General features: G+C 63.1%; 26 protein-coding genes and 1 pseudogene. 4 read left to right on the forward strand and 23 right to left on the reverse strand.

From position 1 onward, the window contains the following. Positions 1–23 precede the first annotated feature (23 nt). The 9 genes from KRR38_RS34450 to KRR38_RS34485 form a co-directional block, all read right to left on the reverse strand. On the reverse strand, positions 24–1,481 hold the full coding sequence (locus tag KRR38_RS34450) for an efflux transporter outer membrane subunit (RefSeq protein WP_217408256.1): 1,458 nt from the start codon (positions 1,479–1,481) through the stop codon (positions 24–26). Next, positions 1,474–2,643: an efflux RND transporter periplasmic adaptor subunit gene (locus KRR38_RS34455; RefSeq protein ID WP_217408257.1), complete on the reverse strand. Its 1,170-nt coding sequence runs from the start codon at positions 2,641–2,643 to the stop codon at positions 1,474–1,476. The genes KRR38_RS34450 and KRR38_RS34455 overlap by 8 nt, the downstream gene beginning before the upstream one ends. Then, positions 2,633–5,860 (reverse strand): efflux RND transporter permease subunit, encoded by a 3,228-nt coding sequence (locus KRR38_RS34460; protein WP_217408258.1) that lies wholly within the window; start codon positions 5,858–5,860, stop codon positions 2,633–2,635. Before KRR38_RS34460 ends, KRR38_RS34455 begins: the two co-directional genes overlap by 11 nt. 132 nt (positions 5,861–5,992) lie before the next feature. Further along, positions 5,993–6,781, reverse strand: coding sequence for a HAMP domain-containing sensor histidine kinase (locus tag KRR38_RS36855; RefSeq protein ID WP_309141258.1), 789 nt, complete (start codon positions 6,779–6,781; stop codon positions 5,993–5,995). Next, positions 6,717–7,349 carry a hypothetical protein gene (locus KRR38_RS36860; RefSeq protein WP_254515910.1) on the reverse strand — a complete coding sequence of 211 codons (633 nt, stop codon included), beginning with the start codon at positions 7,347–7,349 and terminating at the stop codon, positions 6,717–6,719. Before KRR38_RS36860 ends, KRR38_RS36855 begins: the two co-directional genes overlap by 65 nt. Beyond that, positions 7,339–8,019, reverse strand: a complete 681-nt coding sequence (locus tag KRR38_RS34470) for a response regulator transcription factor (protein WP_217408259.1) — start codon at positions 8,017–8,019, stop codon at positions 7,339–7,341. Before KRR38_RS34470 ends, KRR38_RS36860 begins: the two co-directional genes overlap by 11 nt. A gap of 128 nt (positions 8,020–8,147) precedes the next feature. After that, complete coding sequence (locus KRR38_RS34475; protein WP_254515911.1) at positions 8,148–8,885, reverse strand: sulfite exporter TauE/SafE family protein; 738 nt, start codon at positions 8,883–8,885, stop codon at positions 8,148–8,150. Positions 8,886–8,917: 32 nt separating this feature from the next. Beyond that, complete coding sequence (locus tag KRR38_RS34480) at positions 8,918–9,451, reverse strand: rhodanese family protein (RefSeq protein ID WP_217408260.1); 534 nt, start codon at positions 9,449–9,451, stop codon at positions 8,918–8,920. Further along, positions 9,448–9,780, reverse strand: a complete 333-nt coding sequence (locus tag KRR38_RS34485) for a helix-turn-helix transcriptional regulator (RefSeq protein WP_217408261.1) — start codon at positions 9,778–9,780, stop codon at positions 9,448–9,450. The genes KRR38_RS34480 and KRR38_RS34485 overlap by 4 nt, the downstream gene beginning before the upstream one ends. A gap of 64 nt (positions 9,781–9,844) precedes the next feature. Here KRR38_RS34485 and KRR38_RS34490 point away from each other — a divergent pair, with 64 nt between their 5' ends. The 3 genes from KRR38_RS34490 (at position 9,845) to KRR38_RS34500 (ending at position 13,048) form a co-directional block, all read left to right on the forward strand. Beyond that, on the forward strand, positions 9,845–10,711 hold the full coding sequence (locus tag KRR38_RS34490; RefSeq protein ID WP_254515912.1) for an MBL fold metallo-hydrolase: 867 nt from the start codon (positions 9,845–9,847) through the stop codon (positions 10,709–10,711). Between the two features lie 323 nt (positions 10,712–11,034). Then, positions 11,035–11,307, forward strand: coding sequence for a hypothetical protein (locus tag KRR38_RS34495; protein ID WP_217408263.1), 273 nt, complete (start codon positions 11,035–11,037; stop codon positions 11,305–11,307). 907 nt (positions 11,308–12,214) lie between these two features. Continuing rightward, positions 12,215–13,048: a protein-L-isoaspartate(D-aspartate) O-methyltransferase gene (locus KRR38_RS34500; RefSeq protein ID WP_217408264.1), complete on the forward strand. Its 834-nt coding sequence runs from the start codon at positions 12,215–12,217 to the stop codon at positions 13,046–13,048. A gap of 156 nt (positions 13,049–13,204) precedes the next feature. Here KRR38_RS34500 and KRR38_RS34505 read toward each other — a convergent pair. The 9 genes and pseudogenes from KRR38_RS34505 to KRR38_RS34545 form a co-directional block, all read right to left on the reverse strand. Then, positions 13,205–13,369: pseudogene (locus tag KRR38_RS34505) on the reverse strand (transposase domain-containing protein); the annotation flags it as partial. Positions 13,370–13,399: 30 nt separating this feature from the next. Beyond that, on the reverse strand, positions 13,400–13,993 hold the full coding sequence (locus KRR38_RS34510; protein WP_254515913.1) for a plasmid pRiA4b ORF-3 family protein: 594 nt from the start codon (positions 13,991–13,993) through the stop codon (positions 13,400–13,402). Beyond that, positions 13,990–15,516 (reverse strand): IS66 family transposase, encoded by a 1,527-nt coding sequence (locus KRR38_RS34515; RefSeq protein ID WP_217408265.1) that lies wholly within the window; start codon positions 15,514–15,516, stop codon positions 13,990–13,992. Before KRR38_RS34515 ends, KRR38_RS34510 begins: the two co-directional genes overlap by 4 nt. A gap of 131 nt (positions 15,517–15,647) precedes the next feature. Continuing rightward, positions 15,648–16,007, reverse strand: coding sequence for an IS66 family insertion sequence element accessory protein TnpB (tnpB, locus tag KRR38_RS34520; protein ID WP_375293506.1), 360 nt, complete (start codon positions 16,005–16,007; stop codon positions 15,648–15,650). Then, positions 16,004–16,396: a transposase gene (locus tag KRR38_RS34525; protein ID WP_217408266.1), complete on the reverse strand. Its 393-nt coding sequence runs from the start codon at positions 16,394–16,396 to the stop codon at positions 16,004–16,006. The genes tnpB (KRR38_RS34520) and KRR38_RS34525 overlap by 4 nt, the downstream gene beginning before the upstream one ends. Before the next feature lie 38 nt (positions 16,397–16,434). Beyond that, on the reverse strand, positions 16,435–17,883 hold the full coding sequence (locus tag KRR38_RS34530) for an IS66 family transposase (protein WP_309141265.1): 1,449 nt from the start codon (positions 17,881–17,883) through the stop codon (positions 16,435–16,437). 51 nt (positions 17,884–17,934) lie between these two features. Then, positions 17,935–18,282: an IS66 family insertion sequence element accessory protein TnpB gene (gene tnpB / locus KRR38_RS34535; protein WP_217408267.1), complete on the reverse strand. Its 348-nt coding sequence runs from the start codon at positions 18,280–18,282 to the stop codon at positions 17,935–17,937. Next, positions 18,279–18,671 (reverse strand): transposase, encoded by a 393-nt coding sequence (locus KRR38_RS34540; protein WP_309141266.1) that lies wholly within the window; start codon positions 18,669–18,671, stop codon positions 18,279–18,281. The genes tnpB (KRR38_RS34535) and KRR38_RS34540 overlap by 4 nt, the downstream gene beginning before the upstream one ends. A gap of 924 nt (positions 18,672–19,595) precedes the next feature. After that, the gene (locus tag KRR38_RS34545) at positions 19,596–20,423 is read right to left on the reverse strand and encodes a VacJ family lipoprotein (protein ID WP_254515915.1); all 828 of its coding nucleotides are present in this window, start codon (positions 20,421–20,423) and stop codon (positions 19,596–19,598) included. Between the two features lie 195 nt (positions 20,424–20,618). Here KRR38_RS34545 and KRR38_RS34550 point away from each other — a divergent pair, with 195 nt between their 5' ends. Continuing rightward, on the forward strand, positions 20,619–21,527 hold the full coding sequence (locus tag KRR38_RS34550; protein ID WP_217408268.1) for a hypothetical protein: 909 nt from the start codon (positions 20,619–20,621) through the stop codon (positions 21,525–21,527). Positions 21,528–21,533: 6 nt separating this feature from the next. Here the strand turns inward: KRR38_RS34550 and KRR38_RS34555 are convergent, their stop codons facing one another. Genes KRR38_RS34555 through KRR38_RS34575 form a run of 5 tightly spaced genes read right to left on the reverse strand, consistent with a single transcriptional unit; the run spans position 21,534 to position 26,118 of the window. Beyond that, positions 21,534–22,709, reverse strand: coding sequence for a glycosyltransferase (locus tag KRR38_RS34555; protein ID WP_217408269.1), 1,176 nt, complete (start codon positions 22,707–22,709; stop codon positions 21,534–21,536). A 4-nt stretch (positions 22,710–22,713) separates the two neighbouring features. After that, positions 22,714–23,223, reverse strand: coding sequence for a DUF2141 domain-containing protein (locus tag KRR38_RS34560; RefSeq protein ID WP_217408270.1), 510 nt, complete (start codon positions 23,221–23,223; stop codon positions 22,714–22,716). Next, positions 23,220–24,143 carry a hypothetical protein gene (locus tag KRR38_RS34565; protein ID WP_217408271.1) on the reverse strand — a complete coding sequence of 308 codons (924 nt, stop codon included), beginning with the start codon at positions 24,141–24,143 and terminating at the stop codon, positions 23,220–23,222. Before KRR38_RS34565 ends, KRR38_RS34560 begins: the two co-directional genes overlap by 4 nt. Further along, a complete protein-coding gene (locus KRR38_RS34570; protein WP_217408272.1) occupies positions 24,140–25,321 on the reverse strand; it encodes a glycosyltransferase in 1,182 nt (393 codons plus the stop codon). The genes KRR38_RS34565 and KRR38_RS34570 overlap by 4 nt, the downstream gene beginning before the upstream one ends. Next, a complete protein-coding gene (locus KRR38_RS34575) occupies positions 25,309–26,118 on the reverse strand; it encodes a polysaccharide deacetylase family protein (protein ID WP_254515916.1) in 810 nt (269 codons plus the stop codon). Before KRR38_RS34575 ends, KRR38_RS34570 begins: the two co-directional genes overlap by 13 nt. Between the last annotated feature and the right edge of the window lie 8 nt (positions 26,119–26,126).

Here is a 26,126-nt window from a genome sequence, read left to right on the forward strand (position 1 = left end):
ATGAGGCTCTCCGTTGTTTCAATTTAGCCTGCGGTGTGATGAGACTTTGCGCTCAGCGCATCGGCTTCGGCCTGCCCGCTCCAGCCACCGCCCAGGGCTTTGAAGAGCGCCACGCTAGCCAGGAGGCGCCGCGTCGCGAGCTGGATAGACTGGCGGCGCGTTCGCAGCGCGGTCGTCTGCGCCGCAATGACGTCCAGGTAGCTGACTGCGCCCTTCTGGTACCTGTCGAGCGCCAGCCGTTCGACCTGGGCTGCCTGGCGTTCGGCTCTAGATTCGGCTTCGCTCTCGTCTGCGAGGTGATGCGTAGCGGAAAGGCCGTCTTCCACCTGCTCGATGTCGGCAAGCACCCCGCCACGATAATCGGCCGTCGCCTGCGTCCACTGCGCCTTGGCAACGCCGAGCCGCGCCCGGTTTCGGCCGCCGTCGAACAACGAGACGAGCGCACCGGGGCCGATCGACCAGAACAGGTTCGGCGCGGTCAGGAGACCGGCAATCGCCGTACTCTGGAAGCCGCCGCTGCCGCCGAGTGAAAGCGCCGGAAAGAATGCGGCTTTCGCGGCTCCGATCCGGGCGTTCGCAGCGATCATGCGCTGCTGCGCCGCCGCGATGTCGGGCCTTCGTTGCAGGAGCGTGGAGGGAATATCCGCCGGCACCGCCGGCAAGGCAATGAGCCCGGATCGCGGCGTGATCGCGAATGTCGAGGCGGAAGCGCCGACAAGGCTAGCGATGGCGTGCTCGGTAAGCGCACGGGCATTCTGCAGATCGGCCAGTTGCGCCTCGGCCTCGGCCAGCTGCGTGCCCGACTGCCCCGTTTCCATCGCATTGGCGATTCCGCCGACGAACCTGTGCCGGGTCATGCGATCGGCTTCGGCATAGGCGAGCACGGCCGAGTTCAGGAGGTCGATCTCGTTGTCGTATCCGCGCAAGGCAATGTAGCTAGCCGCGAGCCGGGCTTCGAGGCTGAGGCGGATCGCCGCGAGATCATCACCGCTCGCCCGGGCCATCGCGCGGCTGGCGACGACGGTGTTGCGAATGCGTCCCCACAGGTCGATGTCGTAGGATACTTCACCCCCGACATCGGCCGCACCGTAGAGATCAGGCTGGTTGGCTCCGCGCAGCGGACGATTGTCGGATTGGCGGTTGCGCGTGAAGTCGACGCCTGCCCCCAACTGCGGAAAGAGGCCGGACCGCGCCTGCAACAGATCGGCCTGGGCTTGATCGTAGCGACCAAGGGCGGCTTCTAGCGTCGGGCTGTCCTTCTGCACTCTCGCTTCGAGATCATCGAGTTGAGCATCCCGGAACGCGGTCCACCACTCTCCCGAAGCGGGCATCGCTTCGCCCGCGGGGACCACAAGCCACGTACCGCTTTCCTTGTAGGCGGCGGGCATCGCGATCTTCGGTGGCTGGTAGGCGGGCGCCATGGAACAGCCGCCGAGCGCAGTCAGGCACAGGACAACGGACAGGGGGGCCCGGCTAGGCATGCTGCCTCCCGCTCACCCGGACCTGCTCGCCTTCGGCGATCGAGTCCGTTGGGTTGTCGACTAGGCTCGTGCCCGGCGAAAGGCCGGCGACGATTTCGACCGTTCCGCCGCTGTCGCGCCCGATCGTCACCTTGTGCAGATGGATCCGCGAGTCCGGGCCGACCGTCGCCACCTGCATGCCTGCCGCGCGGAAGATGAGCGCGCTCGACGGGACAGTGAGCGCGCCGCGCTGGCGGGGTATCGCGAAGTTGACCTGCGCATAGCCGCCGGGCTTGAGCAAGGCGCCGGGATTGTCGGCCACCAGCTGGACCTCGAGCGTGCCCGTCTGCGGATTGATTGCGTCCGAAGTGCCGACCACCCGCGCATCGAACTGCTGTTGCGGGTAGTCGGGAACCCCGACCTTGGCCGTCAATCCCGGCGTCATCGCCGCCCCATAGGCTTGCGGCACCGAGACATAGAGACGGATGCGGCTGGCGTCGGCCAGGGAGAACAGCGGCTGCTGACCGCTCGCCCCCGGTCCCACGAGATCGCCGATGTCCGCGTTGCGCGCCGTCACGACGCCCGCAAATGGCGCGCGGATCGTCGCATATCCTTTCATCGCGAGCAGACGGCGCAGATCCGCCTCGGCCCCTTTCACCGCCGCGAGCTTGACGGCAAGATCGCCGTTCTTCTCGTCGGCCTCCTGCTGCGAGACCGAATGGTCGCCCAGCAGGTCGTTCCAGCGGCGGGCCGTGCTTCGGGCGAGCGAAGCGCTTGCCCGGGCACGGGTCAGGGCCGCCTGCGCCTGCTCGATCTGCTGGTCGAGCTCGGGCGTGTCGATGAGCCCGAGGGGCGTTCCGGCCGACACCAGGGCGCCGATGTCCTTCGACCAGGAGCGCACATAGCCGTTCACCCGGGCGAAGAGGCGCGCGGCATTCCATGCGGCCATGGTGCCGGGCAAGGTCAGGGATTGACTGCCATCCGACGACCGCACGGAGACCAGCGACACGTTCGGCACTGCCCGCGCCTGTGACCATTCGCTGGCCCGGACGGTTTCGCTAGAGCGCAGGGTCAGCCCGGCGATGACGACGATCGTGGCAGCGATGCCGGCGACCAGCCCTGCCCGCTTTAGCCCTTTCGGCACAGTTGGAGGTGGGACCGGATCGGACGTGTCATTGTGCATGAACGGGATTTCCTTCGGGAGCATGAGGCCGCGCACCGGGCGCCGGGCGATGCCGGCGATGGGCGATGGAGAAGACCACCGGGACGAAGACGAGAGTGGCGACCGTCGCGAAGATGAGCCCGCCGATCACCGCGCGCCCGAGCGGCGCGTTCTGCTCGCCGCCTTCGCCGAGACCGAGCGCCATCGGTGCCATGCCGATGATCATGGCCAGGGCAGTCATCAGGACCGGGCGGAACCGGGTCGCCCCCGCCTCCGCCGCCGCACGGGCCGCATCGCCCAGGACTGCCAGGCGGTCTCGCGCAAAGCTGATGACGAGGACCGAGTTCGCCGTCGCCACGCCCATGCACATGATCGCACCGGTCAAGGCCGGGACGGAAAGCGGCGTATGGGTCGCGAACAGCATCCAGTTGATGCCGGCGAGCGCAGCAGGCAGGGCGGAAATGATGACCGTGGGGTCCGTCCAGCTCTGGAAGTTCACCACGATGAGCAGATAGATGAGCGCGATGGCACCTATCAGCCCCAGGATCAGCCCGGTAAAGGCGGTGTTCATCGTCTCGACTTGTCCCCGCAGCACGACACTGGCGCCGGCCGGGAGCTGCGAACGGGTGGCATCGATGATCTTCTGTACGTCTGCCGCTACGGCACCAAGGTCACGGCCTTGCGGCGTCGCATAGACATCGAAGGCGGGCTGTACCGCGTAGTGCGAGATGACGGCCGCCGAAGGCTCGCGATGCATCGTCCCCAAGGCACCGAGCAACTGGTAGTTCTGGGGCTTGGCGCCGGATACCGGCAAGTTGTCGAGATCGGCGATGCTGTCGGTGCGATATTGCGGCGTCTGGATGACGATGGGGTAAGAGACCCCGTTTCGTGGATTGAGCCAGAACGCAGGTGCGACCTGGAAGCTGCCGGCCAAGCTGACCGACAGGCTTCTGGTTACGTCGTTTTCCGTTATGCCGACCCGGTCCGCTGCCGCGCGATCAACATCGAAGCGCAGTTCCGGGTAGTCGCTGGCCTGCTGCAGCCTCACGTCCGCGATGCCGGCCACATGGCGCATTCGCCGTGCAAGATCGCGGGCATAAGCCTCGTTCGCCCGCACGTCGGTTCCGGTCACCATCACGTCCAGGGGAGCCGGCGAACCGAAGTTCAGGATCTGGCTGATGATGTCCGCCGGGAGGAACGAGAAAGTCGAACCGGGGAACGAGACAGGCAGACGTTCGCGCAGTTGGCGAATGGTGCCCTCGGTCGGATGATGGTCCTTCGCCAGCGTGATGAGGATGTCGCCGTCCTGCGGTCCGATCCCGCCCGTGTTCGAATAGGCGCGATTTATGCCTGACACGGGCAAGCCGATGTTGTCGACGATGGAGACGAGTTCGCCGGCGGGGATGGTCTCGCGGATGCGCGCCTCGACAGCATCAAAGAGCGCGGCCGTCTCCTCCAGCCTGGTGCCCACCGGAGCGCGGACGTGCAGGCTGATCTGCCCGCCGTCGAGCGTCGGAAAGAAGTTGCGGCCCAGGAAGGGCACCAGAGCGAGCGACAGGAGCATGAAGCCAAGGAAGGCTGGGACGAAAACGCGCCGTCTCGCGAGCGCATAGGCCAGTACGGACACGTAATAGTCACGCGCTGCCTCGAAGCGCCGCTCGAAACCCTGCTGCAGACGCCGGAACGGATGCCGCCCGGCGGGTCGTCCGGCCATTGCGTCGTGACTGACCATGATGTGCGGCGTGTGCTGTGTCGCGTGGTCACGCAGGAGATAGTTGCTCAACGTCGGAACGAGCGTCCGCGAGAGCACGAAGCTCGCGATCATCGCGAAAACCACCGCCTCGGCCATCGGGGCAAAAAGGAAGCCGGCGATGCCCGGCAGGAAGAACATCGGCACGAAAGCGATGCAGATGCACAGAAGCGAAACGAAGGCAGGGCCAACAATCTGCTCGGCGCCATCCATGATCGCCTGGCGCACCGATTTTCCCTGCTCGAGATGCCAGTTGATGTTCTCGATCGTCACGGTCGCATCGTCGACCAGGATGCCCACCGCGAGGGCCAGCCCGCCCAGGGTCATGATGTTGAGTGTCTCGCCCGCGGCGGAGAGCGCGGCCACGGCGGCGAGGATCGCCAGCGGGATCGAGGCGGCGATTATGACGGTCGAGCGCCACGAGCCCAGGAACAGAAGGATCATCAGCGAGGTGAGCACAGCCGCCAGCACCCCTTCTCGCACGACGCCGGACACGGCCGCCTTGACGAACAGGGACTGGTCCGAGAGCAATTGCACGCCGAGGCCTGAAGGAAGCGTCGCCTGCAGCTTCGGCAACAGTGCCTTGACCTGGTCGACGATCGCGATCGTCGAGGCCGAACCGGACTTCAGGACCGTCATCAGCACCGCCCGGCGGCCATCGACCCGCACCTCGTTGCGCTGGGGCGGCGAGCCGTCGTGTACAAATGCCACGTCGCGCATCAGGACGGTGGCGCCGCCGATCGTGCGGATCGGCAAGCTATTGAGCTGCTCGATCGCCTCGGGGCTGTTGTTGAGCCGGACGTTGTACTCGAATTGCCCGATTTTTGTCGTACCCGCGGGCACGATCTGGTTCTCGGCGGCCAGCGCAAGACCAACGTCCGTCGCCGACAGCGTGTGGGCCTGAAGAGCAGCAGGATCGAGATCGATCTGGATCTGCCGCTCCCGTCCCCCGTAGGGCGAAGGAATGGCAGCGCCTTGAACGGAGGCGAGCGCGGGCCGGATGAAGTTCTGGCCGAGATCGAATATTTTCTGCTCGGACAATGTCCTGGCCGAGAGCGCCATCTGCAGGATGGGAACGGTCGATGCGTTGTAGTTCAGGATCAGAGGCGGCGTGATCCCCGGCGGCATCTGCTTGAGGACAGTCTGCGATACGGAGGTTACTTGCGCAGTCGCCGTTCGGATGTCTACGCCCGGCCGGAAAAAGACCTTGACGATGCCGATCCCGTTCAAGGACTGGCTCTCAATGTGATCGATATCGTTGACCGTGGTCGAGAGCTGGCGTTCGTAGTAGTAGACGACACGCCCTGACATGTCCTGGGGCGGCAGCCCGCGATAGGTCCATACGGCCGCTATTACGGGAATGCGGATGTCGGGGAAGATGTCCGTCGGTGTCCGCAGCCAGGCGATGGATCCCGACAAGAGGATCAGGATGGCGAGGACGACAAAGGTATAGGGCTTGCTGAGCGCAAGCTTGACGAGTTGAAGCATTGCAATGTCCGGCTCTGAAGTCCGTCTGCGCCGGCACCGTCGGTTTTGCGGTGCAGCATCGGTGGCCGCTCCAATGGGCCCCATGCGAAGAGGCGAAAAGTGAAATGAATTTCACCTTGAATCAGCGCGGAGCTATGCCTCGGGCGCAACGATGCGGGCGACAAATCCGGGATTGGCTGACGCGATCTCGAGCGAGAACCGGTGCATGTGGACGATTGCGGCGACGATGCTGAGGCCGAGACCCGCGCCCGGCAGATGCGGCGACGCAGCGCCGCGATCGAAGCGTAGCAAGATGGCCTCGTGCAGCGCTTCCGGCACGCCCTGCCCGTTGTCTTGCACCTCCAGGACCACCTCCGCCTGCCGGGCATAGGCCAGGATCGTCACCCGGCCGGCCGGCGGCGTGAACTTGATGGCATTGTCGACCAGATTGCTGATGGCCTCGAACAGCAGCTTCTCATCGCCTCGGAGGCTCAGATCGGCCGGCGCATCGAGACTCAGGCAAATGCCTTTGTCCTCGGCGAGCGGCTCGTAGAGTTCGATGACGGTCTCGGCCAGTGGGCGCAATCTGCAGGTCGAGAAGCCCGAAGTCCGCCGCGCCGATTCCAGCTCGGATATTCTCATCAGAGCAGCGAAACGATCGACGACGAAATCGATGTCCTCGATCGACTGGCGGACTTTGCCCAGATGTTCGATGGGCAATGTTTGATTGCGCGTGAGCCGGTAGAGCTGGTTGCGCACGTGGGTCAGAGGCGTTCTGAGGTCATGTGCGACGGCGTCGGTTACCGACTTGACCTGTCCAAGTGTCTGTTCAACCGCTTCGACCATCTGATTGACGGTGGTGGCGAAAAGGTCGAGTTCATCGCCCCTGCCCTTGATCGGCATGCGGGCATCGAGTTCCCCCGCGGCGATCGTCCGCGCCACGCGCTGGAGAGCGTTGACGCGTCGCAGGGGGGCCGATGCTCACTATCACGCCGGCCGCCAGGAGCAGGGGCAAGACCAGCAGTGCGCTCAGGATCAGGATACGTCCGATCTGCCTTCGAAGGTCGGCAAGGGGCGCGATGTCCCTTCCGATCAGGAGGAGCCGGCCCGTCGCAGTCCGGTGGGCCAGCACGCGCAGGGGATGCGAGATCCCCTTCAGGGAATCGACTTCGAACGGTGTCTCCAGAGGATAGGACCCGGCTAGGCGGAGGTTGCCCGACACCGCGCGACCGTCGGGTCGCACGAGTCCTACATAGTTGAGCCCGCTCGCGCTGCTCAGGATATAGCGCGTGACTTCCGCGGAAAGCTGGTCGGGTGACACCGCCTCCAGTCGCGCTGCTTCGGACCGCAGGACGCGATCGCTTCGATGGGTCAGATCTCGCGCGATGAGGATGAAGATGAGCAGCAGGAGCAGCAGCAGCCCAGCCGTCGCGATCGAACCGAGCAGCAGGGTCAGGCGAAAACCGCTCGTCTTGCGCACGTCGTGCCATCGCAAGGCCTCAGAAGGCATCGAACCGATACCCCTCACCTTTTACGGTCGTGATGATCGACGCCTTGCCGGGGCGATCGAGCTTCTTGCGTAGACGCGCAACGTGGACGTTGATCAGGTTGGCCCCCGGGTCGAAGTAGTAACCCCAGACCTGCTCAAAGATGATGCGGCGGCTGACGACCTCGCCGGCATTTCTTGCCAGAAATTCCAGCAGACGAAATTCCATGTGCAGGAGGCGTATCGGCACGTTCTCCAGCAGGACCCGGCGCTGGATAAGATCGATCTCGAGCGCGCCGAGCCTGAGAAAGGCCGGCTCGGTCGAATGCAGACTGCTGCGCCTCAGCAGTACTTCCACCCGCATTGCCATCTCATCGGATGCGAAAGGCTTTATGAGGTAGTCATCGCCGCCAGCGCGAAGTCCGGCGATACGCTCGTCCACGTCGCCGAGCGCGCTGATCATCAGCACCGGAATCTCGATGCCAGCCGATCGCAATCGCTCGACCACTGCCAGCCCGTCTAATCCTGGCAACATACGGTCCAGCGTGACGATGTCGAAGCGCTCCTGGGTCGCAAGCTGCAACCCGAGGCGCCCATCTTCGGCGATTCGCACGCTGTGACCGTGACTGGCGAGCTCGGTCGCGATCTCCCCGGCTGTCGCCGCGTCATCCTCAACGATCAGAATTCTGGCCATGCCGCCTGCAGATGCCTCAACGCTGTGCGATGGTACAGCTTCACGCCTGCTGCGTGAGCACCATCGAGACTTGCTCAGACATGCCTAGGCCGACGACCGATTTCCAGCACATGAACGTATGGCAGTTGTCAGGATGGGTTAAATAATATGTACGCCGCGACGCTGATGACAATGAAGGCAAATATGGAACGGGCCATACGCGGCTTTTCCGCAAGCTGTCGGGAGAGCGGTATGGCCGATAGCGTGCCGCTCGCGCCGCCGAGCACCAGGGCACCGAATAGCGGCCAGGACACCAGCCCGGATGCGGCATAGGAGGCGCTCGTCGCGGAACCAAACAAGGCCACCGATACGAGCGAGGACGCTCCGGCATTCGCGAGCGTCATGCCGGTCGAAGCCATTAGACCCGGTGCGATGAGGAAGCCGCCGCCAATCCCGAAGAACCCCGCCGCAAGACCGGTAACGAGTCCGACGGGCGCGAGCTTTAGTACCATCCTCGGCCTAAAGTGAACACCAGGATCACCCTCGGTGCGCCGGGGAAGCAGCATCGATAAAGCGATCGCGATCATGGCGACGGCAAACCACGAGAGCAGCGAGCGGCCATCGACCTGTTTCGCGATATGCGCACCGACAAGCGCGCCCGTCAGGCCCGACAGCGCGAAAACGGTGGCACAGGGCCATTTGACCTGGCCCGCGCGCGCCTGCGCCGCGAGCCCAGTGGCGGCGTTGACCGCAACGGCGGCAGCCGAGGTACCGATGGCGACATGGGTATCGGTCAGTCCGACGACATAGACCAGCCAAGGCGTCGCGAGGACGGACCCGCCGCCGCCAAACAGGGTCAGCAGGAGGCCGACGATGGCGCCGCCCAACGCCGCGAGCAGAAGAGTTTCCCAACCCAAGGTCAGGCTGCCACCATGCGGTTCCACGGTGCAAGCATCAGGAGCCGCGCCATGGCGCAAGTGCCAGTGATGCCGGCGAAGGTGAGGCCGGCTCCGACTAACGCGGAGAGACCGAACCAGCCCGGCGCGACCAGGAAGCCGAGAATGACGCCGGCAAGGATCAGAAGACCAGCGGCGATCTGCACCTGCCGGTTGATCTCCAGCGGCGCCCTGCGGTCCTCCTCGACCGGTAGGCCCGCCTTGGACCAGGCATCGAGACCGCCGTCGAGCACATAGGCATCGCCCACGACCAGCGCCGCGAGTCGGTCGCATGACGCGGCGGTGCGCATGCCCGTGCGGCATGAGAAGATCACGTCGGTGCCGGGATCCACGGCGAGGTGCGCCTGCTCCAGAGCGGAGAGCGGCCGCGACTGCGCTCCTGGGACATGGGCGCGAGCGAATTCGTCCGCTTCGCGGATGTCTACGAGCACGCCGCCGCCAGCTGCGAGGCGTGCCTGCACCTCCCGCGGCGAAAGCTTGTGAAGCACGGTAGTCATGGTTGTTTCCCCATTTCTGGCGGGCAAAACAGCTCCGCCAACGTCTGGATCACCCGCAAGGCTGCGGGATCGGCAATGCGGTAATGGATGGTCTGACTTTCCCGGCGGGTGGCGACGATTCCTTGTTCGCGGAGCAGTGCGAGGTGCTGCGACAGCGCCGACTGCGACAGGCCGATACGCGCCTGAAGGGCACCCACCGATAGCTCGTCATTGGCAAGCTGACACAAGACCATCAGTCGTTTCTCGTTGCCGAGCAGGCGCAAGAGTGCGGCGGCGCGTCCGGCGCTCTCCTCGAACAGAGCAAGGTCGAAGCGGTTTAAATCGAACATGTCCCCATTATATGCATTGATGCTAAATTAGCAAGATATGATATATAAGGCTAAGGAGATGCCCATGTCGGACCAGCCCCACGTCGAAGCCTTCTTCGACGCAGCCACCTTCACCGTCAGCTATGTGGTTCACGATCCCGCCACGCTCAGTGCCGCGGTCATCGATCCGGTGCTCGACTTCAGTCCCCGCAATGCGCGCACGTCGACGAGGTCGGCCGACACGCTGCTGAACTATGTCGCGGCTAAGGGCCTCAAACTTGCCTGGATCCTCGAGACCCACGCCCATGCCGATCACCTTTCCGCGTCGCACTATCTGCGCGAGAAGACGGGGGCGCCGATCGTCATCGGTGCCGGCATCGTCAAAGTGCAGGAGGTGTTCGCCGCGCTGTTTGAGACCGACGATGTCGCACGCGACGGCAGCCAGTTCGATCGCCTCGTCGACGAAGGCAACGTCCTCTCGCTCGGGCAACTCGATATCCTAGTCCTGCACACTCCGGGCCACACACCGGCCTGTGTCAGCTATGTCATCGGCGACGCCGTCTTCGTCGGCGACACGCTGTTCATGCCAGATTACGGCACGGCGCGCAGCGACTTTCCCGGGGGCAGCGCCGAACACCTATACCGCTCGATCCGCAAGATCCTTGCCCTACCGGACGAAACGCGCATGTTCGTAGGCCACGACTATCTTCCCGAGGGGCGTCAAGATTATCGCTGGGAGACCAGCGTTGCGCAGCAGAACGCCGGCAACGTTCACATCCAGGAAGGTGTCAGCGAGGGTGACTTCGTCTTCCTGCGACAGGCACGCGACGCCAAGCTGGAAGCGCCGCTGCTCATCCTGCCGTCCTTGCAGGTGAATATCCGTGCTGGAGCCATGCCACCCGCCTCGAAAGGTGGTCACATTTACCTGAAGCTGCCGATCAACGCGATCTAATTGAGCTGTTACGCCCGCGAACCAATCCACCGGTACCGATACTGGGCCGAGCGCAGCGCCCGCCGATGCGATCGCGCGTCTCATCTTGCGAATGGGCCTCGGTCGCGACCAGTACTCCTGAACGGCTTCGCGAACGACTTGCAAATGTGAGAAGCAGATCGCTATCCACTATTTTCAAGAGAGCAATTTCTGGCGAGCAGTGCGATCGAGGTCACCGCGTCGCCCGGTCTTGCAGTTTACTGATCTGCCCGAGCGGTGTACAATGTCCTCGTTAAGGCACTGGGGGAACGCGTTAAAAGGCCTGCTTTGCAGAAAGGTCAAATATGACCACACTGTCCATCTTGACGATCTTCGAACACGTATTGGCTTTCGTTATAGGAAGCATAGGGGCGGCAGTGCTTGCGGCAGTCATGGCATGGAAGATGGCGAATTTATTTCACCATCCATATTGGGCACCTGCGCTGCTTCTAGCACTGATAATTGGGACTATCTTTGCAGGCTTGGGTGGAGGTCAGTTTGCCGGTATGGCTATAGCGATATCGGTCGTTGAAATCCCAATTCTATGGGTCATAGCTTCGGATAACGCTTCAAAATGAGGCTTGGTTTATTCGGGAGCCTTTGGCTTTTTCTGGTGGTAAACCCATTCATTGCCATTTAGAGGCGCTTTCAGTTTGCATCACAAACAGGCCTTAAAGTAAGCGAGACGGAATCGCCGGTTCATGAAATTTCCCAAGTTGCATCCGTGGTGGATAGGACATTGCCGGAAATATCTCGACCAACTACCAAAAGTTGCCCGGGTACCACCCCCGCGTAGCCATTTTGGTCTTCGCACGTCACCACCCACAATAATGCCATCTAGCACGGGGCAAGCTGCGGCTCGGACGATTTGAATATCAGAATTAGAAGTGAGTTTAATGGGGATGCGATACGCTGGACGACTCGAACGCCCTTGGCAAAGTCCCAGAGTTACCAAACTCAGGGCAACAGCTGCGCTTCGACACAAGTGGGCCAGGTTCTCAATTCTACAGAAACCCTAAACGTATTGGAAGCGCAATCCGCGGTGTCAGAGCTGCCACCAAACATGTATGCGCTGCCAGCATCGAACCGCGATGCTGGTTTCTGCGAGACCAACTGCCATCTGCATCTGAATTACCTTTCTGTCGTAATTTGGGATTTTGGGAAGTGTGCGAGTGGGCACGTCGTCGCGCCGATCGGAGAGCTGAGCGTGGTACTTGTCGCTCTGCATTCCCGGGCGAACGTCTAACGCCCCGACCACGGGTGGGCGTCACGTCGATCGCGGTTAGGGCAGTTTGTGTTGCGCGCTGAGGTGAGTTGCAGGCGGCGACGTCAATACGAGCAAGAGGTCTAATTCCTTAGGTCCGCACACAGCCAATTCGCTTTCCATCTCCGAAAGTTGCCATGCGCCCCGCTTTTTGTTTTTATCCTGCGGTTTTCTCCTCGTCGGGCGGTGGGTCGGTTGGGTACCGCTCGTTCCGTCGTTGGATGACTGCGCTCGCACTCTTTTGTGCCTCCTCCGCGTCGGCGCAGCTCATTGCGGGCACCTCCGCCGCCGATTTTGCCGCGGCGCGCGCGATTATGGTTACTCGCATTCGCGAAACGCTACGGAGTGACGCGCCGGAAGCAGACGATGCCTATTTCGAAATCGCGTTGTCTGCGGTGGCCATCGTTGATCGGGAGCGCTTCGTACCCGCCGCACTTAGGCAGCAGGCCTACGACCCGACGTCACTCCCGATTGGTTACGATCAAACAATCTCCGACTCTGCTGTCGTTGCGATTATGACAGGAGCAGCGCACCTGCCGCCGAATGCCAACGTTCTCGATGTAGGCACCGGGTCTGGATATCAGGCGGCGGTACTGTCGCCGCTGAGCCGGCAGGTTTCCTCGATCGAAATCATAAAGCCGTTGGCGGATCAAGCTACGGCGCGCCTTCGCGAGCTCGGCTACCGCAACGTCACGGTAAGGAGCGGTGACGGGTTCGCCGGTTGGCCCGAACGAGCGCCGTTCGACGCGATCATCGTCGCCGCCGGCGCCGCCACGATGCCGCAGCCGCTGATAGACCAGCTCAAGCCTAGGGGTCGACTGATCATGCCGATTGGCCCCACATGGGCGCAAGAACAGCTTCTCGTAGTTGAAAAGCAGCCGAACGGTGCGCTGAAGCGTTGTTCACTCGGATGGACCATGTTCGTGCCTCTGACCGGGCGGGGTGAGCGAGCGCCGAACGCCGCTGGTACTTTCGATACCAAGTTGCCGTCATGCTACGCTAGAAGCTTGATTGCGCCGCTCTTTAGGACGGTGTCGCCACCACCGAAACATTAGTTGGCGTCGAGCGCATGACGACGGGTCTGTGCCTCACACGAAAATTCCGGCGATTGGCGGCGACGGGCCAAGAGCTTGGAAAGCAGGTGACCTACGCGAGGCCCCCAATTCTTCGGGAACGCATTAGGGGTGTAAGCGGGGTCTGGAGGCCGCGGCTCAGGCGGCTTCTGCGATCGGTTGCTGATCTGGCTGCCATTTCCACGGCATGAGTTTATCCCAGCGGGCAGCAGGCCAGTTGCCAGCGATCTTGGCGATGACATCGGCGATGTAGGCCTGCGGTTCGAGGCCATTGAGCTTGGCAGTCTCGATGATGGAGTGTAAGCGCCGACGGAAGGCGGCGTTGACGTGGGGCTATTTAGCCTTGCGCGGGCGCGGTGCCCATTTCTTTGCCAGGGCCGCGAAGCGGGTGCGGATCAGATCGATGTCGGGCTGAGCGTGGGGGTCATGATCGTCACCCAAGGCGTCCAGTGCATCCTCATGGTATTCATGCGTCGGATCAGCGAGTGCCTCGAGCTTCTCGGCATAGCCCCAAGGGCCGCCTGAGTCCTCGGGCGGACGCATGCCGGTGGCTTCAAGCAGTCGAGGATAGCTACCTTGAGGGTCGGCCGGAGCGATGCCCTGGATCCTGACGCTGTGCTCCCAGGCGTCGCCGAAGTCGTACAGGTACCGGAAGGTCTTGCCCCGCATTCCCTCCAGAGCCTCGGCCAAGGTCGCCTTGCTGGCATCAAGGGGGCCATCGAAGCCGTATGAGGGGTCGAGGATGCCAAAGCCCGTGCGCCCGAAGGTCAGTTCCCACAGGTGGCTGTCCGTCCACGCCAGCGCCGCCTGGAAGACAGTGTGCAAGCGATCGAGCCGGATTCCCAGCGGCACTTCGATCATGCGGCTCACCGCCGGTGTCACGTCATCCAGCGTGATCGTCATCCGCGCGACGAAGGCGTTGCTCAAGCAGCTTGCTCCAGGTTCTGGACCTCTCTTGCCGCCCGCCAGTTCCACGGCAGCAGTTCGTCGATCCGGTTGATTGGGTTGTTGCCGATACGGGCGACGACGTCGGTAAACCAGGCCTCGGGCTCCACGCCGTTCAGGCGGCATGTCTCTACGAGCGAGTAAAAAAGAGCCGAGGCATCTCCGCCCTTGGTCGAACCAACGAACATCCAGTTGCGCCGGCCTAGAGCAACGCCGCGCAGGGCATTCTCGACCAGGTTGTTGCTGATCTCGAGCAAGCCATCGTCGCAATAGCGGACCATCGCCGCCCAGCGATTGAGCGGATAGCGGCATGCCTTCGCCAAGACGCTGTCCGAGGACAGCCCACGCATCTGTGCTTCGAGCCATGGCCGTAGAGCAGCCAGTTTCCGGGTAGCCAACTGCTGGCGGACCCGTCGTCGTACATCGGGTGGTGCGCCCTTGATGTCGCGCTCGATCGCGAACAGCTCGCCGATCCTCACCACGGCTTCAGCCGCCACCGGCGATGAGTTCTTTTCCAGAATGTCGGTAAATTTGCGTCGCGCGTGTGCCCAGCAGCCGACCTCGGTCACGCCTCGTGAGGCCTTCGTCTTCGGGTCGCGGTACAGCGTGTTATAGCCGGCATAGCCATCCGCCTGGAGGTATCCCTCATACCCGGCGAGATGGGCTGCGGGATGCTCGCCGCCACGACCGGTCGTGAAGCGGAACGCAACGGCGGGCGGGCTCATGTCGCCGCTCGAACGGCCGTCGCGCAGATAGACCCAGAAGTAGGCGGTGTGACTGCCGTTCTCGCCCATCAGCAGTGTGACCGGTGTCTCGTCGCCATGTATCTTCGGGGCCTCAAGCACGTAGGAGAGCAGGCGCTCGCCAAGTGGCGCCATCAGCCAGGCAAGCTTGCGGGACCAGCGCCCCATCACGTCGCGATCGATGTCCACGCCCTGGCGACGCAGGATCACCGACTGGCGATGCCAGGGCTGATGATCGACGAAGCGGCTGACGACGAGATGCGCGAGCAGCGCGCTGCTCGCCATCACCTTGGGCAACGGCAGGTCGATCGCCGGAGCCTGTCGGATCGTCTCGCAGGACCGGCAGGCGATACGGGGGCGAACATGGCGCAGGACGCGGAAGCGGGCCGGCACATAATCCAGTACTTCGGTGACGTCTTCGCAGATGACGGTTTCGGCACCACCGCAGCCGCACGGCTCCGGGCGATGCTGTGTCGTCAAGCGCGGGATGTGCGCGGGGATCGGTGCACGAACGCCGGCCCTGCGCACCGACTGCGGCTCTGCCGCTGCCGGCGCGTCATCGTTGGCCGGTTCAGGGGCATCGACCTCGTCGAACATCAGGCGCAGCTGCGCGATATCCATCTTTTCGGAACTGCGGCCGAACTGGACGCGCAGCAGCCGGGCCAGGCGATGCTCGAGCTTTTCGATCTTCAGGTTCTGGGCTTTGACGGTCGCATTCGCCGCCTGCAGTTCGGCCCGCTCCAGCTCCATGGCCTCAGCCATTTCCCGCAGAATTTTCTGCAGGAGAACAGGGTCTGTGGGAAGGCGATCAAGGTCGAACCGCATGCCCAGAACTATAGCGGCGGCGGCGACGCAAGCCTATAGAAAACCGCAGTTTCCCGCCACTTTATCGCTCATGCGAGGGTCGGCGTGACCACCTCCTCATGGACGATCGCCTGCCTCCAATCCAGCCCCTCGATCAGCATCGCCAACTGTGCGGCCGAGAGCCGTGCCGCGGCTCCATCCTGCGTGCGGGGCCAGACAAACTTCCCGCGTTCGAGACGTTTTGCATAAAGGCAAAGCCCCGAGCCATCCCAGACCAGGGCCTTCAATCTGTCACCGCGTTTTCCGCGGAACAGAAATACGGCGCCTGAGAAAGGATCGAGCCGAAGGATGTTGCGGACCTGCGCGCTCAGTCCGTCAAAACCCTTGCGCATGTCGCAGGGAGCCAGCGACAGATAGATCTTCGCCGACGGCGGCAGCGTCAGGCTCAACGATCCATCCCCCCGACCACCTCAAGAACCAGCTTCAGCGCCGCCCGGTCGACCAGCCGGTCGACGGACACCGTGAAGCCGCCTTGGCCTTTGATCTCAATCCGGCCGCTCTCGGCCGACTTCGCCGGCGGAGCAGAACTCGTAAGTTCCACCGGCACGAACCCGGCCATCGCGCTCTGCAGCAATTGCCTGCGCCAGGTGTAGAGCTGGCCCGTCCCGATCCCATGCTTGCGCGCGACGACCGCCATGATGGCGCCGGGCCGTGTCGTTTCCTTAAGGATAGCCAGCTTCTCGTCGTCACTCCACCGACGGCGACGCTCCACTCGAACGACCGCTCCGCCGTCCCGGCAAGCGCCCATACGAGGCTCGTTTGACTGCTCGATATCCACTCGCAAGGCCTCCATCTGCCCCGCGAAATTTCACGCCATCACCACACCGCACAAGGCCGAGTTCCGTCGGCGCTTACGATGGAGTAGATGGCGGCGGCCCGATCACCGCCCGCCTTTGATCCTGCAAACAACCAGTTTTTGCGACCCAAGGCCACGCAGCGCATGGCGCGCTCGGCTATGTTGTTATCTATCTCCAGGCGGCCATCGTCGAGGAAGCGCGTCAGCGCGATCCAGCGCTTGCGGCCATAGGCGATCGCTTTGGCCATCTCGGACTTGGGCGAGAGACGGCGCGTTGCATCGTCGAGCGCCTGGCGGAGATCGTCGATCAATGGTTTGGTGCGGTCCTGCCGGCTTCGTCGCCGGATATCGGGCTGATGGCCGCGAACCTCTGCTTCGATCTCATAGAGCTGACCGATACGCTCCAGCAGATCAGTGGTAAGCGGTGTCGGCTTGGTCGCATGGATGTCGAAGATCTTGCGCCGGAAATGCGCCCAGCAGGCGACCTCGGTGACGCGGTTGGTATCGTAGAGCTTGTCGTAACCGGCATAGCCATCGGCCTGGAGATAGCCGGTGAAGCTGGCCAGCTGCCGCTGGGGATGTGCGCCAGTTCTATCCGTGGTGAACTCATACCAGACCAGCGGCGGGGTCGTGGCGCCGGATCCCCGATCATCGACCGCATAGGCCCAGAGCCTGCCGGTTGCCGTCTTGCCACGTCCAGGATCAAGCATGGGGACCGGCGTATCGTCGGTATGGATCTTCGAGGCGGTCAGCCCGACCTCGCGGATGCGACTGATGATCGGGTCGAGCAGCACAGATGCTTGCCCAACCCAGCCTGCCAGCGTCGAGCGGTCGATCTCAATGCCCTGCGCAGCCATGATCTCGGCCTGACGGTACAGCGGCAGATGATGGTCGAACTTGGAGACGACGACATGGGCCAATGTGCCGAAGGTCGCCTTGCCCCTCGCTATCGCCTTTGCCGGCGCAGGTGCCTGCACGATCTTCTCGCAGGTCCGGCAGCTATACTTGGGACGGATGGTCCGAACGACGCGCCACTGCACCGGCACGGCATCGAGCATCTCATCGCAGTCCTGTCCCAGGGGCCGCAGCGCACCGCCGCAGTCGGGACAGGTGCAGTTGCCCTGCTCAGGCTCGATCCGCTGTTCCTCGCGCGGCAGATGGGCGGGCAGCGCCCGAACCGGTGATGGCCGATCAACGGCTATGGGATCGGTCCGGCGGGCGGCGGCGACAATGGCCTCGCCCTCCAGTTCTTCGAGCGCCAGCTCAAGCTGGGCGATCTGGGTATCGAGCTTCTCGGACGACTTGCCGAACTGCATCCGCTTGAGGCGCGCGATCTGCACGCGCAGCGTGTCGATGAGGATGTCACGTGCGGAAATATCGGCGCGGGCAGCCGCCAATGCGGCTTCGAGCTCGGCGATCCGAGCATCTTTATCAGGGGAGGAAATGCCCGCGTCTGACACCGCGATTATATAGCAGAACGGTGATCCCAATGCCAATGAAAGCGCCGGAAAATGGGCGTTTTACCCTGCCCGTGACGGGGTAAAAATGCGCTCTGGCCGACGCCAGTCGATGCCTTCCAATAGCATCGAAAGCTGCGCCGCCGTCATCACCACTGACCCGGTCTTGGTGGACGGCCATACGAAGCGCCCCCGGTCCATCCGCTTGGAAAACAGGCACATGCCTTGGCCGTCATACCAGAGCAGCTTCACCAGATCGCCACGCTTGCCCCGGAAAGCGAACAGCGCACCCGAATGTGGGCTCTGCTCCAGAACCTGCTGCGTCATTACCGCCAGACCGTCGAAGCCCTTACGCATGTCGGTCGCACCGCAGGCCAGGAAGATCCGCGTCGATGGCGGCAGCGGGATCATCGTGTCAGCGCGCCGATCACCCGCGACAGGACATCGGCATCGACCGTGGCATCCACGCTCACCCTGATGCCCGAAGGCAGTTCGATCCCGATCAAGCCGGGGACGAGCGGTGCAATGGGAGCAGGCAACGCGGGCGGCTCGCCGATCTGGACCTCGACAAAGGCTGGCTCGGCCAGCTTGCGAACCCCGGCAAGCTCTCCAGACATCGCCTGCCGTCGCCATGTGTAGATCGAACCGCTGCCAACATCGTGGCGCTCAACGGCCGTGCGAATGCAGCCATCTGGGCCAAATGCATCCCGCAATACGGCCAGCTTCTGTTCCACCGTCCAGCGCCGACGGCCCGACACCCGGCTAACGACCTCGATCCGACTACTCATACGATTACTCATATGACTACTCGCCCGTTCGCTTGCTGAATCCTCGATCTCGTCCGACACCCGCCACCTCGCTCAAAGAGCGGCAATCATCCCGGCGAATGGGCACCGCGCAAGGCGGCCCTCAGGCCCCGCTTACTTAGGGGTTGTGACGAACGTACTCTGTGCGTAATTCTGCAACGCCTGTCTGCCGACATCATCGCGTCTTCGGCCGCCCGCACTTTGCTGCGATTTCCGCCTGACCCTCCAAGTAATATTGCCGAAAGGCCGCGTATGGGGCGGGAGCGTCTCGGAGACACTTCAACACTTCATCGACTTTGATGCGTCGCTGGAGGGCGCCTGTGTACGCAACCTGATGGAACGCTAGCCTATCGCCATTGGTGACTTGCCCCACTGACGGGGCCCACCGGCCAAGCTAGTTTCCGGCAGGGATGGTCCCCCGGCGGACTGACCGGAGCGCAGCGTAGGGTGGCCAGCAGGGCGTAGCAAGTGGCTTCGGGGGCTGGGTGGTCGCTAGCCCACTGAGCAGTGTGCTCGGAACGTGTTGAGGGGGCTCGCTAACGAACGATTGGGGGACGCCGCTTCGCGTATAGTGTGGAAGATCTCACGCGTTGAGCCGCTCGTCACTGAGCTTGTAGTTGAAGCTTTCTTTGTAACCGGCCTTCCAAGGCGAGATCGGCTCGATGTGAAGAATCATTCCGTCGACCGGTTTAGCCAGTCTCGCACAATATTGTGCCGTAAAATTCGCGCCATTGTCCTATCTTATATTCGCCGACGGCTCGTGCCTGCTGAACAGATCGGTAAGCGCCGCTAGCACATCATCGCTCCTGAGCAAACGTGGCACGCGGATTGCCAGGACTGCTGCCGGTGCTCATCGATAACCGTTAACATTCGGAACACCTTACCGAAGAGTTGCAAAACCGTTGTGAACACAGTCCGTCAATTCTCGCCGCGCGCGTGGGAATGCAGATGATCGATTTCAGCCTGTCGATTCTGCAAGTATGTTTTGCGCAGGACGGCATAGGGATCTGAAGTCTGCTCGCGCAGTTGGTGCAGATTCTCGTCAATTTCGACACGGCGATTGAGCGCGCCGACGATCCCACTGGGAACCGTATAGGCCGGTTGGGAAAAGGGCTTTCCGACAGCGAGCGGCAGCACGAGGCGGTCCGCTGCGCCACCCAAGAGATCGCGCAATGTTGTCGGGCCGACCAAAGGGAGAAAGAGGTACGGGCCTGGTTTCACGCCATAGTAGCCGAGGCTGTCGGCAAAGCCGTTGGGCCGGCGCGGCAGGTTAAAGGTCCGTCTCTTCGCCATATCGAAGACCCCGGCGGCGCCAATAGTCGAGTTGATCGCGAAGCGGCCCAGTGTTTCGGAAGCCTTGCCCGGCTTCATTTGGACGAGGAAATTCAGCATAACGACCGGTTCGTGCAGATTGTTGAGGATGTTGCGCAGGCCGTTCCTGACAGGCTCGGGTATTATGTGTTTATAGCCAATCGCGACCGGGCCGACCAACGCCTGGTCCACTGCCTGGGTGGCGGCGAAGGACGTTTCGTTGACATGTTCTAGGGGATCGCCGGCCGGGGTTTGGCGCTCCGCCTCTACTACGATCGCGTCCTGGCCCCCATCAGTATCGGGCACTGCTGGCGAGCCTAGCATGGCAACCTGCCGACCAATTGCCGGCGCTTCGGGCAGCTTCGGTGCTGAGGCATTCGGAATTTCAGGCGCCCCGACCATGAGCGCCAATGCCGCGAGAGAAATCGCACTCAATGCATTGTCCTTTTCGACGATGATCTGCTCCGACCTCCGGGCTTGATACACGGGAGCCAAGGCTGAGACGTCAGCCAGCCGAGGTACCGCAGTTGCAGTGCGGAAGGACTGTCAGGTCGTAATCTTGCCTGCTCGAACTGCGGGAATCCCTTCCGGTGTCGTCATGACGGCACCGTCAGAAGGAATGAAAGCGTCATGCATTGCCTGATCGAAACCCTGCACAGACATGGCATACAGTCGGCTCACCGAATGGCGATCGACCCCATCGTGGATTTCCCGATCGACTATCGTCTGCTCTCGGAACTGGTCAAGGTTCTGGCTAGCGACCTAGCCGGCTTATACAATCCTGCAAGGCCCGTGGCAGTGCAGCTTGATCATGGCCTGGCGCTTGCCTTGCTCGACCTTTCGTTGATCGCCGCCGGAATTCCTCAGCTCACCATATCGAGCGCATGCTCGGCTAGCGATGCCGCGACCGCCATGGCTTGGAGCGGGGCTCAGGCAGTCTATCTGAACGCGACCGACATGGTCCGCCTGCGCCATGCTATTCCCATGACGCCCATGCCGGCTGGCACTGGCCGGGTCACCTTTCGCTCCATTCGCTCTCGCAAAGATAAACAGGTCTGCGTTCCTCTGCGGTATCTATTCGAAATTGCCGCTTCACTTGTCGATTTATCGGAACCGGGACATTTTGATCGGCATCTAGCGCTTCAGCCGACCTGGATGCTTTCGGAAGCGATTGCAGGATTCTACGCGACGATCCTGGCCGGCGGAACCTATGTGATGCCTCCCGCAAAACGCATCGGTCTGGCCAATCCCAATCGCCCCGATTTCGAGCGGATGGTGGATAGTATCGCCGAGATGCGGATCACGTCGCTCGTTCTGGAACCGACGCTTCTCGCCGGGCTGACGGGGGTGCTTGAAGCGCGTGGGCGCCGGTTGCCGATGCTGGCGAGGGTGATCGTGAGCGGCGGGCCGGCACCGCGCGCGCTGATCGAGCGTAGCCGGACACTGGGCCTTCCAGTTCGAGTGGTCGAAGACTTGGCTAGGTCGACCTGGATGGCGGCCTTCGAAGATCGTCCCGAGATGGCAGAAGGGCGTGGGTAGCTACCGTCAGGCGGCGTTGACCCGCTTGTCCATTCGCTGCGCATAGCTTTCGAACAGCCGCAGAAAATGTTCGTCCATGCTTTGGACGAACGGTGCCGCTGCCGTTGCACGCCCGCGTTGCATAAGCGGAGCCGAGGTCATGAAGCGGCGAACCGCGTCTGCCAGGCGCGCGGACGAGCAGGCCTCGTACAATTCGCCCTGTCCGCTGACGAACTGGTCGCTGGCCCCGCCCGCATCGGGAACGATCAGCGGCAGGCCGCTGGCTTTCGCTTCGGCGGCGACCATGCAGAAGGTCTCCGCTTCGCAACCATGAACCAAAGCGTCGGCGCTTGCCAACACCGTTGCCAGCTCGCGCCTATCGGCAATCGGCGCAATCAACTGGACATGGGGGTTGTTCGCGGCGGCGCGAATGACGCGCGTGCGTTCGCGCCCGTTGCCGAACAGCACCAGCCCGATGGGATGGTCATAGCCGGCGGCGGTAACGGCCTCGATCACCATCGGCCAACGCTTCTCCGGAGCGAGGCGCCCCAGGCCGATCAGCAGCGTCGCATCGGAGTCGAGGCCGCAGCGGGCAAGCAGGCGCGCGCGTAGTCCTTCGTCGCGCAACGCTGGGGCGAACAGGCCCGGCGTCACGCCCATCGGAATGGTCTGCACCTTGCGCATCCCGCCATCGGTGAGCCGCGCGGTCAGGCTGGCTCCGGCGCTGACGACGACGTCGAACTGCTGGTCCAGCCGGCGCAGGTGCCGCCAGAAGAATTCGAAGCCGCGATCGATGTTGTCGCGCGAGGCAAGCTTTCCGAACCAGCGATAGGGATAGGCGGAAAGCGGGTCGGCATGCATGACCAACGAGCGTAATGCCCGGCCGCGCCAGCGCGCGACCATGGCCGGGCTCGCCCAGGGAGAGGACACTTCGACGACATCGGGATCGAGACGATCGAGCAGGTCATGCAACGCCGCCTCGTCCTTGAAGTAATGATAACGGCGATCGACCGGAAGTTGGGGCCCCGATACTGTGATGAGGCGGCCCGCGGGTGCATAGTCGACCATGGTGTCGCGGGTCCCCGGCGCAACCACGATCACCTGTTCGTGGCCTGGCCGAGCGGCCTGCAGCTTACGCTCCACATAGGTTTTCACGCCCCCGCCGTGAGGCGTATAGAACGCGCAAATATCGACGATACGCAAGCGGTCAGTCCTCGGTCGGGCCGAAGGACATCAGCCCCCGGCGGTAATTCAATACGATGCGTATGCGAGAGGGGGTGGACCCGACGCGAACGCTGGCCGCCGCAGCTTTAGGCTTCGACCAGCCGAGCTTTGGATTGCCGCCGAAGGCTATGCCGTCGATCGACAGGCCGAAGCGATGATTGCCGTCACGGTCGTGGAGTAGGCTCAGCGCATAAGTCCCCGAAGCCGGAGCACGAATGCACATTTCAACCATGCCGGCCTGCGGCACGGCGATTTCGACGCGCCGGAAGACCTTGCCCGCGGAGACCAGGACATTGTCGTCCTGAAGGAAGTCGGCATCGTTGGCAGGGTAGAGTTCCAGCTTAAGCAGTCCGCGCCGATCCTTGAGGCCTATGACATCCACGAGTAGCGCAGGGCCTGCCTCGCCGCGGCGACATTGTCCCTCCGTCGTGCCGAGGTCCGCGGTGGAACGAAGCGAGGCGGCGAGCAGAATCGACATGATTGCGCCGATCATTCCTGATGACCCTCCCTGGCCAGTTCAGAAAGGCCGACACAGGCGCCCACCAAGAGGTGCCCGCCCAGGATCAACGTTGAGAACAACGCGATGGCCGACGCGATCTCGTGTTCCGATCCCACGAGGAAAGTCGCGAGTCCGGCGAAGACGACGTCCTTGTTGGGCAGAAACGGCAGGCGCGAGAGAAGCTGGCGCAGAGTTCCGAGCAGCAGCCACCAGGTCAATGCCACGCTTGGCAGCAGCAAATGCCATGCGGTGGCGGCCAACAGCATCATCACGACGATCCGCGCCGAATGGACGAAAGTGACGAACCAGAGTTCGCGCTTGGGCAGGGTGAACAGCCGTTTGCGCAACAGCAGCATGGCCGCCGAGAGCAGCAGCACGAAAACGGTGGAGCCGACGAAGGCGCGGCTGTTCATGCCAAGGTGAAGTTCGCCGAACAGCGGGGCTGCGACCGCCACCATCAGCAGCGTGAACAGATTGCCGGTCAGCGCGCTGAGGATCGTGACGTCCTTGATCGCTCCGAACGGCGCCGCACTGATCTGGGCGTGGCGACGCGCCCAGGCATAGAAATAGACTTCGCCCAGATATCCGAGCAGGATTTCGTTGCTGACCAGCTTGCGCAGGAGGGCAGGAAATCCGCCGACCGGCAACGACCATATCCGGCGAAAGATGATCCACTCGGATATCGGGCCGGCAAAGTAGTAAGCAACGATCACGGTCCAGAAGACCGGACTGGACGGCATGAGCGCCGCCAATCGCCGAACGTCCATCTGGCGAAGCTGATAGACCACCGAGGCAAGGATCAGCACCGAAATGACCGGGCCTATCCACTTGGTCCAACTTCGGCCGGTTCGCACCAGCGGTTCAGGATCGATGATCCGGTTCCCAGGAACCTCGAAGGCTGCGTGAGCGGTCATGCGCAGATCTTTCCGATGGAATGCGGTGGGGCAGGTAGCAACGCATCGGTTTCGTCAGACCGCTCGTGCGCCAGGACCTGCCGCATGGCCCGGAGATAGGCCTCGCCCGCCAGTTCGATGGTAAAGCGCCGGGCTTGCGCCAGGCTCAGGTCGTCGTTCGGGTGAAGCGTCTCCGCGCCTGCGATCGCAGCGACGAGTGCCTGTTCGTCACCAACTGCGACCAGGCGGCCAAGCGCGCCGTGTGCCAGAAGTCCGGCCATGCTGCAGGAGCAATCCGTGGCGATGACCGGCAACCGGGCGGCAAGCGCCTCGAGTACAGCGGCGGGCACGCCTTCGTAGTCGGAAGAGAGCAGGCATATGTCGAACTGCGACAGCAGGGCGGAAGGCTCAGGAACATAGCCCCGAAACTCCACCCGTTCGCTCAGCCCGAGTTCGGCGGCCAGGGCCACCAGCCGGTCGCGCGCGGGTCCGTTGCCGATGATTACGAGACGGTCGTGTTCGCGCGCTCCGGTCCGAAATGCGCGCAGCATCAACGCGAAGTTCTTCTGCGATGCGAGGCGCCCGACGGCGACGAAGCGGATTCCGGCCTGGGGCAAGCGGACCGCTTGGGGCTGCGCTCTCAGCCGGGCGATCATCGCTTCGGACAAGGCCGGATCGGGAATGATGGCGAGCTGGTCGGCCGACAGGCCCAAAGCGTCTCGGATCTCGCCCGACATCGCATCGTCCATGCCGACCACGTGGTCGAGAAAGCGGCCCTGGATCCGCAGCCAGCGCCGATAGGCCCAGCGCCACCAGCCCGGTATATCGCGGCGATCGAGGCTGTTGCTGATCTTCGCTACGATCGGCGGACAATCACGGCCCAAGATCAGCTTCAGGGCGACGGCGACGACCGTGTAGCTGTTGCCGGCGCAGAACAGGATGTCGGGACGGAGCCGGCGTACCACGCGGGGAAGCGTGACGATCATCCACAGCGTTTCCCAGCTGCCAGTGCCGATGCCGGGCGAAGACGGCGTGATGAAATCGAGGTCGCCGCCGACATCGGCGCGCATGTCCCCGGCGACCCGGCCGACGAACAGCGGAGCGTCGGTTCCAAGCTCACGCCAGCGACGAACGAGGCGCAGGGCAACGCGCTCCACCCCGCCAAGATCGAAACTGTGCACGAAAGTCAGGACGCGCATGCGAATGCCTCTGACGCCGGAAGTTCGGCGTAGCGGGAGATGCGGTGCGATCGGCTCAACCGCGCGACCGCATGATCGATACTCGACATGATCGCCGGGACCGTCGTGTCACCGGGGTGAACGCCGACACGCGCGACATGCATTGCCTGCAGCAGGGTCGGCAGCAGGCGCGCGGCCAACAGCGAGGACGCGATCCGTGCCCGGCTGCGGCTCGCCCAGGTCAGCACCGGGCTCTCGGCCAGGATCTGCCCGGTGGCCGGAGACCAGACCTTCCAGTGATCCTCTGCCATCATGAATCCGCAATCGGCCAAGGCATCGAGCGCGCCGGGGCCGTAAAGCCAAGCGGGGGCAATGAACCCGGCAACGGCCCGGCCGGTAACGTCTTCGATCAGTTTCTTGCCGTCACGCATGAGAGCACGGGCACAGGCCCGGTCGAGCCCCAGGAATTCGCCTTCGCCGGCAGTCATGTACTGGGCTTTGAAGCGCGCAGTGGGCGTCCTGTGCCGCGTCGAGTCCCGGTGGAACCAGCCATGGACGAAGACTTCGGCACCTCGGTCCGACCATTCGCGCAGCCGCGTGGCGAAAGGCGATCCGGGCTGGATCGGCGCTTCGCCCCCATGATTGGGTACGACCAGCAGCGCCACCCTGTCGAGCGACGTGTGCTGCCCGAGATGGTCGCGAAGCCGGTCGACTGCGCCTTCCGAACGAGGACCGACATCGTGGATCGAAAGCAGGAGGCGGCGCGTAGGTTCTTTCGAAGACTGCGCGCCACGAGACAGCGAGCTGGTATTCCGCAAACTCTACC

This window comes from Novosphingobium sp. G106, from assembly GCF_019075875.1.
Lineage (GTDB): Bacteria > Pseudomonadota > Alphaproteobacteria > Sphingomonadales > Sphingomonadaceae > Novosphingobium.